Below are 10,772 nucleotides of genomic sequence, written 5' to 3'. Positions count from 1 at the left end.
GACGTCTCGATCCTGCACGGCGTCACCCTCGGCGGCACCGGCAAGGACAGCGGCGACCGCCACCCCAAGGTGCGCGACGGCGTGCTGATCGGCGCCGGCGCCAAGATCCTGGGCAACATCGAGATCGGCGAGGGCGCCAAGATCGGCGCCGGCAGCGTGGTGATCACCAATGTGCCGCCGCACCGGACCGCGGTGGGCGTCCCCGCCCGCATCGTCGGTTCGTGTTCGGAGCCCTTGCCCGCCCTCACCATGGATCACTCGATCCCGGTGCCCCCCGGCATCGACTTCGTCATCTGAGAGAGACCGTTCGGAAACGCGCTGGTGCGGCCGTCTGACGGCGGCTTCTGCGCTTCCGGTGCTCACGGACGACCATGTCCGCTGCGCGCCGGGTCTCGAAGCCACCGCCAGCCGACTCACACCAGCGCGTTTCCGAACGGTCTCTAGAGCTGCTGGCTTGGCTGTTCGCGCAGGTTACGACCCGCTGATCCAGTCGATGATCAGCTTGACGTTCAGCACCAGGATGATGGCCGAAACCGTCCAGGCGGTCAGCTTCAGCCACAGCGGGTTGGCGAAGCGGCCCATCTTGGCCCGGTCGCTGGTGAAGGCGACCAGCGGGATCACGGCGAAGGGCAGCTGCAGGCTCAGCACCACCTGACTCAGCACCAGCAGCTGGGCGGTGCCGCTTTCGCCATACAGCGCGGTCACGATCACCGTCGGCACGATGGCGATGCCGCGGGTGATCAGCCGCCGCACCCAAGGCTTCAGCCGGATCGACAGGAAGCCTTCCATCACGATCTGGCCCGCCAGGGTGGCCGTGAGGGTCGAGTTCTGGCCGGAGGCGAGCAGCGCCACCGCGAACAGCGTGCTGGCGATGCCGACGCCCAGCACCGGCGCCAGCAGCTGGTAGGCGTCCTGGATCTCGGCCACGTCGGTGCGGCCGCTGGTGTGGAAGGCGGCGGCGGCCAGGATCAGGATCGCGGCGTTGATGAACAGCGCGATCATCAGCGCCACGGTCGAATCGATGGTGGCGAAGCGGATCGCCTCGCGCTTGCCGGTCTCCGTCCGCTCAAAGTCCCGGGTCTGCACGATCGAGGAGTGCAGGTAGAGGTTATGCGGCATGACCGTCGCGCCGATGATGCCGATGGCGATGTACAGCATCGCCGGGTTGGTCACGATCTCGGGCGACGGCAGGAAGCCGCGGGCGACATCGGCGATCACGGGCTGGGCCAGGATCAGCTCGACCAGGAAGCAGCCGGCGATGATCAGCATCAGCCCGATGATGAACGCCTCCAGGTGCCGGAAGCCGCGGTTCTGCAGGTACAGCACCACCATGACGTCGAGCGCGGTCAGCACCACGCCCCACACCAGCGGGATGCCGAACAGCAGCTGCAGCGCGATCGCGGTGCCGATCACCTCGGCCAGGTCGCAGGCGACGATCGCGACCTCGCACAGGAACCACAGCGCGATGGCGACCGGCCGTGGATAGTGGTCGCGGCAGGCCTGGGCCAGGTCGCGGCCGGTGACGATGCCCAGCTTGGCCGACAGCGCCTGCAGCAGGATCGCCATGACGTTGGACAGCAGGATGACCGACAGCAGCGTGTAGCCGAAGGCCGAACCGCCGGCGAGGTCGGTCGCCCAGTTGCCCGGGTCCATGTAGCCGACGGCGACGAGATAGCCCGGGCCGGCGAAGGCGAACATCTTGCGCAGCCAGCCGGCGCCGTGCGGCACGGCGACGCTGCGATGCACCTCCGGCAGGCTTGGCGCCCCCGGTTCCGCCCGCCAGCCGGTGCCGGAGGGGGCACCCTGGGGGGCGATATCGTGGCCGGTGATGTCGCTTCTCATCATGCACGCTCGTTCTTTTCCGCACCAAAAGGCACTGCCGTATCCGTGTGGCGGACGACCGGTTCAGGCCGAGGCTCGGATCGATGTGTCACCCTTATAATGTAGCCATGGCTAACTTCTTGGCAAGCGTCATAACCTTGTCATTTTCTTTCCGCTCGGTATGATGCGCCGCAAAACGCGCCGGCCCCCTCCTAGGGACAGACGAGCAATGGTGGAACAAGATCGCCTCGCCGATACCGAGCTTCAGGCCGCGGGCTTCAGCCGCGTACGCCAGGCCCGGCAGACGGAGACGGCGGAAGATTATGTCGAGATGATCGCCGAGCTGATCGACAGCCAGGGCGAGGCGCGGATCGTCGAGTTGGCGGAGCGATTCGGCGTGGCCCATGCGACGGTGAACAAGACCATCGCCCGGCTGCAGCGCGAAGGGCTGGTCAGCGCCCGGCCTTACCGGTCGATCTTCCTGACCGATTCCGGCCGCGAGATGGCCGATGCCTGCCGCCGGCGCCACCGCATCGTGGTCGAATTCCTGAAGTCGATCGGGGTCAGCGACGCCGTCGCCGAGATCGATGCCGAGGGCATCGAGCACCATGTCAGCGCCGAAACCCTGGCGGCCTTCGAACGCCTGGTGGTGGTGCCGAAGGCCTAGGCTGTCCGGTCAGCCCTGTCCCGGCGCCCCCGTGACCCGCCAGATCACGTCGCCGACATCGTCCGCCATCAGCAGCGAAGACCGGTCCGGGCCGATCGTCACCCCCACCGGCCGGCCGTAGGAAGCGCGTTCGTCGGGCGACAGGAAGCCGGTCAGGATGTCGCGCACGGGACCGGAGGGGCGCCCGTTCTCGAACGGCACGAACACGAGCTTGTAGCCGCTTAGCTTGCTGCGGTTCCAGGAGCCGTGCTGCCCGATCGCCATGCCGTCGGGGAAGCCGGGCAGCGTGCCGGCCGGAACCCAGCACAGGCCCAGCGACGCGGTGTGCCCGCCCAGGGCGAAATCCGGGGTGATGGACGACGCCACCAGCGCCGGGTCCTGCGGCACCCGGTCGTCGACGATGCGGTTCCAGTAGCTGTAGGGCCAGCCGTAGAAGCCGCCGTCGCGCACCGAGGTCAGGTAGTCGGGCGGCGTCTCGTCGCCCAGTCCGTCGCGCTCGTTCACCACGGTCCAGAGCGCGCCAGTCGTTGGCTCCCACGCCGTGCCGACGGGGTTGCGCAGGCCGCCGGCGAAGATGCGGGCCTGGGCGCTCTCGAGATCCAGCTCGTGGATGGCGGCCCGGCCTTCCTCCGCCGCCATGCCGTGCTCCGCGATGTTGCTGAGCGAGCCGACGCCGATATAGAGCTTCCGCCCATCGGGGCTGGCCAGCAGGCTCCGGGTCCAGTGGCCGCCGCCCGGGGTGGTGGTCAGCCGCCGCCCGGGCGCGGTGATGCGGGTGTCGCCGGCGGTATAGGGGAAGGCCATGACGCCATCGGTGTTGCCGACATAGAGCGTGTCGCCTAGCAGGGCCATGCCGAAGGGCTGGTTCAGCCCGTCGAGCATCACCTCGCGGGTCTCGGCAACGCCGTCGCCATCGGCATCGCGCAGGAGCGTGATGCGGTTCGGGCTTTCCCCCACCGCGGCAGCGCGCTTCATGGTGCTGACCATGGCGTAGTCGAAGACGGACCGGATGCCCCCCGGCACGCTCAGCGCCTCGGCCGTCAGGACGTCGCCATTCGGCAGGACATGGATCCAGCGCGGATGCTTCAGGCCGGCGGCGAAGGCGTTCACTTTGAGGCCCGGCGCCGCGACCGGCGTCTGCCCCGCTGTCCATCCCTTGGCGGTCGGCATCTTCAGGGTCGGAATGCTGCCCTGGGGCTTTGCCGCCGGGATCGTCGGCGCGCTGCCGGCGGCCGGCTGCTGCGGGCCGTCGTTCCGGTGCCGCACAACGACCGTGCCGGCGCCGATCAGCGCGACCACGCGGGCAAAAATGCCGGACAAGCTCATGGCGAACCTCTGCCTGGGTGAAGGAGCGACACGAATCGCTTCAAGTCTGACCAATGATCAGCCAGGCGGGTGCATGCCGTGAAGGCCGTTTGCGGGATTATCGATCCGAGGCCCCGGTTGCCGCCGCTTTCACCGCATCGATGAAGGCGCGCAGGGCAGGGGCCATCTGGCGCTGCTGCGGATAGCACAGGAACAATCCGGGGAAGGCCGCGGACCAGGGTTCCAGCAGCGGCACCAGCCGGCCCGCGGCGATGTCGTCGGCCACCGTCTGCTCGACCGGGAAGGCGATGCCGATGCCCTGCAGGGCGGCGCGGCGCGCCATCTCCTTGTCGTTGACGATCAGCGGCCCGTCGACCGCGACCGAAAACCAGGCGCCATCCTCGAAGAACTCCCAGGCATAGGGCGTGGCCCGCCCCGGCCAGCGCCAGCGGATGCAGCGATGCTGCAGCAGGTCGCGCGGATGCTCCGGCCGGCCATGGGCGGCCAGATAGTCGGGGCACGCCACCGCGATCTGGCGCATCGCCGGGCCCAGGCGGATCGCGACCATGTCCCGCTCGATCACCTCGCCGATGCGGATCGCGGCATCGAAGCCGCCGGCGACGATGTCGATCACCTCGTCGCCCAGGGTGATGTCGAGCACGACGTCCGGATAGGATTCTGCGAAGACCCCCAGGATCGGCTGGATGAAACTCTCCGCGGCCGAGCGGAAGGCGTGGATGCGCACCGTCCCGGCCGGGCGCTCACGATAGCGCCGCACCTGGCCGATCGCCTGGCTCAGCTCCGCCACCACCGGCCGCACCCGCTGCAGCAGGTTTTCGCCGGCGTCGGTCAGCGCCACGCTGCGGGTGGTGCGGTTCAGCAGCCGCACGCCGACCCGCTCCTCGAACCCGCGCACCATCTGGCTCAGGGCCGAGGGCGAGACGCCGAGCATCTCCGCCGCCCGACTGAAGCTGAGCAGGTCGCCGACGGCGACGAAGGCCCGCAGCTGGTTGTAGTCGCTGCCCGACAACAGGGAATCCATGACCCACTGAACCGCTTTTAAGGCCAGCTTACAAGCGCTGTCAGAACGGCATGCATTCTGAAGGTCGGTGCCTGGGCCTATTTCAGGGGTCGCAACAAGGAGCCCCACCATGAAGACCTGGTTCATCACCGGCATTTCCCGCGGCCTCGGGCTGGCACTGGCCAAGGCGGCGCTGGCGGATGGCGACACCGTCATCGGCACCGTCAGAAGCGGCGCGCCCGACCTGCCGGCCGGGGCGGGAACGCTGCATGTCCTGACCCTCGACCTCGCCGACGGCGCCGCGGCGGAAGCGGCCGTGGAACGCGCCTTTGGCCTGGCGGGGCGCATCGACGTGATCGTCAACAATGCGGGCTATGGCCTGCTCGGCGCGGTCGAAAAGGCCGATGACGCCGATGTCGCCCGACTGTTCGACGTCGACGTATTCTCACCGTTCCGTATCATCCGCGCGGCGCTGCCGCATCTGCGGGCCCAGGGGGCGGGCCACATCGTCAACATCACCTCGATCGCGGGCAGGGCGCCCGGCCCCGGCTCCTCCCTCTACGGCGCGGCGAAGCATGCCCTGGAAGGCCTGACGGTCGGCCTGGCGCAGGAGGTCGCGCCGCTCGGCATCAAGGTGACGGCGGTGGCGCCGGGCGCCTTCCGGACCGACTTCCTGTCGACGCATTCGATCCGCAAGAGCGAGGCGGAGGGCGCGGCCTATGCTGCGAGCGTCGGGCGCAGCGCGGCCGCGTTCGACACCATGGCCGGCAAGCAGCTCGGCGACCCCGACCGGGCGGCGCAGGCCATCCTCACGGCTGTCCGTTCGAACAACCCGCCGCTGCACCTGCTGCTGGGAAGCGATGCCCTGCAGCGCGCCCAGACCAAGCTCGACGCGCTGATCGAGGAGATGAACCGCTGGGAAGAGGTGACCCGCAGCACTGATTTCCCGGCGGACGGGCCTGCGTAAGCCGCTACCGGCGAGGATGCGCGGCGCGCGTCGGGCGAACGGCCCGCGCCGCCATCCCACCGGCCCGGCACTCATTCACACAATGTTAATTGCGCCATCGCCAATTCATTGTTCATGATATGTTCCATGAGCGAAGCGCAATCCGATTCCGACACGACCCCGCCGAGCGATCCCGACCTGAAATGGACGGGATGGGCGCTGCAGATGCTGCGCGAGACGGTCGAGATCGATATGCGGGCCAAGCGGCTGGCCGTGCAGCAGCAGGCCACGCCGGGGGAGTCGGACAAGCTGGATTTCCCGCTGATGCAGTCGCGGCTGTCCCGCTCGATCCGGCTGTCGATCGCCATGACCGAGCGGATCCGCGCCGATTATCTGATGCGCCGGGACGGGCGTGCGACATCGGGCGTGCAGGAACGGCGCCGGCAGCGACGGGACCAGGCCACGGACGCCGTGGTCCGGGCGGTCGCCCTGCCCGAGGTGGCCGGGGATGCCGAGCGGTTGCAGTCGATGGTGCGGGAGACGCTGACCGAGGACGAGATCCTGGACGTGCAGATCGACAGCCTGTCGCCGGACGAATTCGTGCAGGCGGTCTGCCGCAAGATCGGCTATCCCCCATCGTCGATCCCGCTGCCGCGGGCCTGGGACGCGGCTGATACTCCGCCGGTGAAGACCAGCGATGCGGCCGGTCGCGAACCGGCCGAAGCCTGGCCGCGCCCGGCGAATGATTCCGCCCTCAACCACCCCCTGCCCGCGCCTCCGCAGCCGGACAGCAGTTAAGGGTTCGCTGTCCCCAGCTGTCATGCCCGGACTTGATCCGGGCATCCAAAGTCTGTCGACATCTCCTGGATTGCCGGGTCAAGCCCGGCAATGACAACAAAGGGAAGCGAACCCAACCGACAAGGTCGCCCGCGCCAGACCGTCCTTTTTACTCTCCCCCTCCCGCAAGGGGAGGGGGAGGATGGAATGTATGGCCTGGCCCAACCTGCGTCGCGTATTCGGGCGGCGCCGGACGCATTGTCGTGGCCGTAGCGACGGCGCCGTGGGGAACTCCGGAAGGGGAGGGGGGCTTGAAAACCGCTGCCCGGCTTCGTCTAGGCCGCCTTCTTCGCCTCGATATAGTCCACCGACTGCATCTCCATCAGCCGGCTCTCGGTGCGGGCGAATTCCAACGCGTGGCTTTCGCCGGCATAGAGCTGGGTGACCGGCGCCTCGGCCGCGATCACCACCCGGCGGCGCGCCTCGTACAGGCTGTCGATCAGGATGATGAAGCGCTTCATCTGGTTGCGCTTGTCTTCGGTGAAGCGCGGCACGCCCTCGATGATCACGGTGTGGAAGGCCTCGGCCAAAGCGAGGTAGTCGGCGGCGCCCAGCGGCCGGTCGCACAGCGCGTCGAAATCGCACCAGGCCACGCCCCGGGCGGCGCGCGGCACCTCCAGCGTGCGGGCGCCAGGAACGGCCAGGATGACGGGCGCGCCCTCGGCACCGTCGGTCAAATCGGCGAACAGCCCGGCCAGCGCCTTGTGCGTCATGCCGCCCAGCGGCGAGTGGTAGACCGGCCGGCCGCGCAGCCGGTCCAGCCGATAATCCCGGCCGCCATCCAGCTGCACCACTTCCAGCTTCTTCTTGATCATGGCGATGAAGGGCAGGAAGCGGTCGCGCTGCAGCCCGTCCTTGTACAGATCGTCCGGCGGCCAGTTCGAGGTCGCGACCACGATCACGCCCAGGCCGAACAGGGCCTGGAACAGCCGGCCCAGGAGCATGGCGTCGGCGATGTCGACGACATGGAATTCGTCGAAGCACAGCAGCCAGGCCTCGGCCGCGATGCGGCGGGCCAGCGGCGGGATCGGGTCGGCGGTCTCGCCCTCGGCCGCGGCACCCGACTGGCGCCATTCATGGATGCGCTGGTGTACCTCCAGCATGAAGGCGTTGAAATGCACCCGCCGCTTGTGCGGCACCGGCGTGGTGTCGAAGAACAGGTCCATCAACATCGACTTGCCGCGCCAGACGCCGCCCCAGAAATACAGGCCGCGGGGCGGGTCGATCGCCGGCTTCTTCTTGCCGAAGCCGAGCCTGGCCAGCAGCCCATGCCCGCTGTCCGGATCGGGCGGGGCGTAGCTGCGCAGCTGCCGGTGCAGGCGCTGCAGCTTCTCCACCGCCGCCGCCTGGGCAGGGTCGGCCCGCAGCGCGCCGTCGGCGATCCGGCGGCGATAGAGGGCGAGCGGTTCGTCGTCTGGCGCGGTCATGTCGGGCATATCGCAGCGTGCTTACCGCAAGCTCCGTCGAAATTCCAGGTGGGGACACGCATCCCTGGGCTGAAGCTGGAGAGCCGAGGACCTTTCTTCACTGTCATTGCCGGGCTTGACCCGGCAATCCAGAGAATGTCGACAGTCTCTGGATGCCCGGATCAAGTCCGGGCATGACAGTCGTGGTGATGGCTGACAGGCCCAAGCTAACGGCAGTTGCTACGAGCCGGCTTCGTCACACCACCCGGATGTTCTGGAACTGCCAGGGGTCGGTGGTGTCGATATCCTCGGGGAACAGCTGGCCGCGGCCGTCCAGCGGATTCCAGTCGGTGAAGGCGCCGGCCAACTCGCCGAGATAGGGCGACGCCACCTGCAGCACCCGCTCGTGGTCCATCTCCTCGGGCTCGACCAGCCCGCGGTTCGGATTCTCGATCGCCCAGACGAGGCCGCCCAGCACCGCCGCCGTCACCTGCAGGCTGGTGGCGTTGTTGTGCGGTGCCAGCTCGCGCGCCTCGCCGATGGTCAGGCGCGAGCCGTACCAGTAGGCGCCCTTGGCATGGCCGGCCAGCAGCACGCCCAGCTCGTCCATGCCCTCGATGATCTCGTCCATCATCAGCCGCTTTTCCGGCTGCAGCTCGTAGTTGCGGCCGGCGAATTCATGCACCGACAGCACCGCGTCGTCGGACGGGTGGTAGGCATAATGCACGGTCGGGCGATATGCCGGCTGGGTCCCGGACCCGACGGTCAGGTAATCGGCCAGCGAGATCGCCTCGTTGTGGGTGATCAGGAAGCCATGGATCGGCCCGGCCGTGGGCGTCCAGGTCCGCACCCGGGTGGCAGCGCCGGGGCGGGCCAGCCAGATCGCCGCCTGCGACCCCTTTTCGTGGCGGTGGCCGTCGACGGGGAAGTGGCGCTCATGGCTGCCCCAGCCCAGCTCGGCCGGCTGGCAGCCTTCGCCGACGAAGCCGTCGATCGACCAGGTGTTGACGAATTCGCCCGGCTTCTTCGGGAAGCGAGCCACCTGGGTGTCGCGCTCGGCGATGTGGATGACCTTGACGCCCAGGGTCTGCGCCAGCGTGGCCCAGCCGGCCCGGTCGGCCGGCACCGGCGGCTCGAATCCGGTCGCGGCGGCGACGTTCATCAGGGCCCGCTTGACGAAATGCGAGACCAGGCCGGGGTTGGCGCCATGGGTCACCACCGCGGTCGGCGTGCCGGGCGCGCGGCCCAGCGCCAGCGCCGTTTCGCGCAGGGCATAGTTCGACCGCTCGGCCGGCCCGAGATCGAGGTCGGTGTAGCCGCCGAGCCAGGGCTCGATGCAGGTGTCGATGTAGAGCGCCCGGTGCTGCCGCGCCAATTCGATCAGCGCGACCGAGGAGACGTCGACCGAGAGATTGACCACGGCGTCGCCCGGGCCGAACAGGGGTTCGAGCAGTGTCCGGTAGTTGCTGCGGGTGACCGGTTCATGGATGAACTGGACGCCGTACAGCTCCGCCTCCTTCTGGCCTCTGGTCTCCGCCGTGACGATGGTCACGCGGTCGGGGGTCAGGGTCAGGTGCCGCAGCAGAAGCGGCAGCACGCCCTGGCCGATCGAGCCGAAACCGACCATCAGGATACGGCCGGTGAAAGAGGTGCGTGCGGGGGTCGTCATTTACAGGGACACTCCTCGAGTGTGTTGCGTGCGGGGTCGCTCCGTCAGGTGGCAGGTGGCAGGCCGTGGCTAGACTGGGCGGTTGATATGAAAAAAGCGCCGGGGTCACCAGCGCTTTTTTGTGACGTTTTTTGAAGGCGCTGCGTGGATTCAGCCGGCGCGTTCCAGCATCAGCTTCTTGATCTCGCCGATCGCCTTGGCGGGATTGAGACCCTTCGGGCAGGTCTTGGTGCAGTTCATGATGGTGTGGCAGCGATAGAGGCGGAACGGATCCTCCAGCGCGTCCAGCCGCTCGCCGGTCATCTCGTCCCGGCTGTCGGCGATCCAGCGATAGGCCTGCAGCAGCACGGCCGGGCCCAGGTACTTGTCGCCGTTCCACCAGTAGCTCGGGCAGCTGGTCGAGCAGCAGAAGCACAGGATGCACTCGTACAGGCCATCCAGCTTCTCGCGCTCTTCCGGGCTCTGCTGCCGCTCGCGGTCGGGCGGCGGTGGGCTTTCGGTCTGCAGCCAGGGCTTGATCGACGCGTATTGCGCGTAGATGTGGGTCAGTTCGGGCACCAGATCCTTCACCACCGGCAGATGCGGCAGCGGGTAGATCTTGACGTCGCCCTGCACATCCTCGATCGGCTTGAGGCAGGCCAGGGTGTTGGTGCCGTCGATGTTCATCGCACAGGACCCGCAGATGCCTTCGCGGCAGGACCGCCGGAAGGTCAGGGTCGAGTCGATGTCGTTCTTGATGTGGATGATGGCATCCAGGACCATCGGCCCGCAGCGCGCCAAGTCGATCTCATAGGTGTCGAGCCGCGGGTTCTCGTCAGTGTCGGGGTCCCACCGATAGACCTTGAAGGTCCGCGGCTTCTTGATCTCGCCGGAGACGCGAACGGTCTTGCCGGGCTGGACCTTCGAATTTCTGGGCAGGATGAATTCGGCCATGGCGTCCTCAGTACACCCGCGCCTTGGGCGGGAAGCTCTGGACTTCGTTGGTCATCGGCTGGAGATGGACCGGGCGGTAGTCGATGCGGGTCTTGCCGGCCTCGTCGATCCAGATGACGCTGTGCTTCATCCAGTCGACGTCGTTGCGGTCGGCGAAGTCCTCGCGG

At 68.1% G+C, this 10,772-nt stretch carries 10 protein-coding genes and 1 pseudogene; 4 read left to right on the top strand and 7 right to left on the bottom strand.

Annotated features, from left to right (window positions below; all coding sequences use genetic code 11):
- Positions 1-297: pseudogene (locus AC3XYG_RS05915) on the top strand (serine O-acetyltransferase); the annotation flags it as partial.
- Positions 298-471: 174 nt separating this feature from the next.
- On the opposite strand, the gene AC3XYG_RS05910 reads toward AC3XYG_RS05915, so the two are convergent.
- Entirely contained in the window at positions 472-1,845 is a 1,374-nt protein-coding gene (locus AC3XYG_RS05910) for an Nramp family divalent metal transporter (protein ID WP_489138885.1), read from the bottom strand.
- Positions 1,846-2,050: 205 nt separating this feature from the next.
- On the opposite strand from AC3XYG_RS05910, the gene mntR reads away from it, so the two are divergent.
- Positions 2,051-2,488: a manganese-binding transcriptional regulator MntR gene (gene mntR, locus AC3XYG_RS05905; protein WP_489138884.1), complete on the top strand. Its 438-nt coding sequence runs from the start codon at positions 2,051-2,053 to the stop codon at positions 2,486-2,488.
- 9 nt (positions 2,489-2,497) lie between these two features.
- Here mntR and AC3XYG_RS05900 read toward each other — a convergent pair whose 3' ends face one another.
- Both AC3XYG_RS05900 and AC3XYG_RS05895 read right to left on the bottom strand, forming a co-directional pair.
- A complete protein-coding gene (locus tag AC3XYG_RS05900; protein WP_489138883.1) occupies positions 2,498-3,814 on the bottom strand; it encodes a PQQ-dependent sugar dehydrogenase in 1,317 nt (438 codons plus the stop codon).
- Positions 3,815-3,911: 97 nt separating this feature from the next.
- A complete protein-coding gene (locus AC3XYG_RS05895) occupies positions 3,912-4,835 on the bottom strand; it encodes a LysR family transcriptional regulator (protein WP_489138882.1) in 924 nt (307 codons plus the stop codon).
- Positions 4,836-4,944: 109 nt separating this feature from the next.
- Between AC3XYG_RS05895 and AC3XYG_RS05890 the strand changes: the two genes are divergently transcribed.
- Entirely contained in the window at positions 4,945-5,781 is an 837-nt protein-coding gene (locus AC3XYG_RS05890; RefSeq protein ID WP_489138881.1) for an oxidoreductase, read from the top strand.
- A gap of 126 nt (positions 5,782-5,907) precedes the next feature.
- Positions 5,908-6,558, top strand: coding sequence for a hypothetical protein (locus AC3XYG_RS05885; protein ID WP_489138880.1), 651 nt, complete (start codon positions 5,908-5,910; stop codon positions 6,556-6,558).
- 314 nt (positions 6,559-6,872) lie between these two features.
- Here the strand turns inward: AC3XYG_RS05885 and zapE are convergent, their stop codons facing one another.
- From zapE to AC3XYG_RS05865, 4 genes are all read right to left on the bottom strand, one after another.
- Entirely contained in the window at positions 6,873-8,024 is a 1,152-nt protein-coding gene (zapE, locus tag AC3XYG_RS05880; RefSeq protein ID WP_489138879.1) for a cell division protein ZapE, read from the bottom strand.
- Between the two features lie 235 nt (positions 8,025-8,259).
- Positions 8,260-9,672, bottom strand: a complete 1,413-nt coding sequence (locus AC3XYG_RS05875; RefSeq protein ID WP_489138878.1) for a homospermidine synthase — start codon at positions 9,670-9,672, stop codon at positions 8,260-8,262.
- A gap of 150 nt (positions 9,673-9,822) precedes the next feature.
- Positions 9,823-10,605, bottom strand: a complete 783-nt coding sequence (locus tag AC3XYG_RS05870; protein ID WP_489138877.1) for a succinate dehydrogenase iron-sulfur subunit — start codon at positions 10,603-10,605, stop codon at positions 9,823-9,825.
- 7 nt (positions 10,606-10,612) lie between these two features.
- The coding region (locus AC3XYG_RS05865; RefSeq protein ID WP_489138886.1) for a hypothetical protein at positions 10,613-10,772 on the bottom strand (160 nt) is incomplete at its 5' end.

This window comes from Inquilinus sp. (genome assembly GCF_057815775.1).
Note: the sequence above shows the minus strand (reverse complement) of the source record. Positions and strands in the feature narration are given on the sequence as shown.

Excerpts from the sequence above, each read along its gene's own strand:
- AC3XYG_RS05870 (WP_489138877.1), bottom strand. The coding sequence starts at position 10,605 with ATGGCCGAATTCATCCTGCCCAGAAATTCGAAGGTCCAGCCCGGCAAG.
- AC3XYG_RS05900 (WP_489138883.1), bottom strand. The coding sequence starts at position 3,814 with ATGAGCTTGTCCGGCATTTTTGCCCGCGTGGTCGCGCTGATCGGCGCC.
- mntR (WP_489138884.1), top strand. The coding sequence starts at position 2,051 with ATGGTGGAACAAGATCGCCTCGCCGATACCGAGCTTCAGGCCGCGGGC.
- AC3XYG_RS05910 (WP_489138885.1), bottom strand. The coding sequence starts at position 1,845 with ATGATGAGAAGCGACATCACCGGCCACGATATCGCCCCCCAGGGTGCC.
- AC3XYG_RS05875 (WP_489138878.1), bottom strand. The coding sequence starts at position 9,672 with ATGACGACCCCCGCACGCACCTCTTTCACCGGCCGTATCCTGATGGTC.
- AC3XYG_RS05895 (WP_489138882.1), bottom strand. The coding sequence starts at position 4,835 with ATGGATTCCCTGTTGTCGGGCAGCGACTACAACCAGCTGCGGGCCTTC.
- AC3XYG_RS05885 (WP_489138880.1), top strand. The coding sequence starts at position 5,908 with ATGAGCGAAGCGCAATCCGATTCCGACACGACCCCGCCGAGCGATCCC.
- AC3XYG_RS05890 (WP_489138881.1), top strand. The coding sequence starts at position 4,945 with ATGAAGACCTGGTTCATCACCGGCATTTCCCGCGGCCTCGGGCTGGCA.
- zapE (WP_489138879.1), bottom strand. The coding sequence starts at position 8,024 with ATGACCGCGCCAGACGACGAACCGCTCGCCCTCTATCGCCGCCGGATC.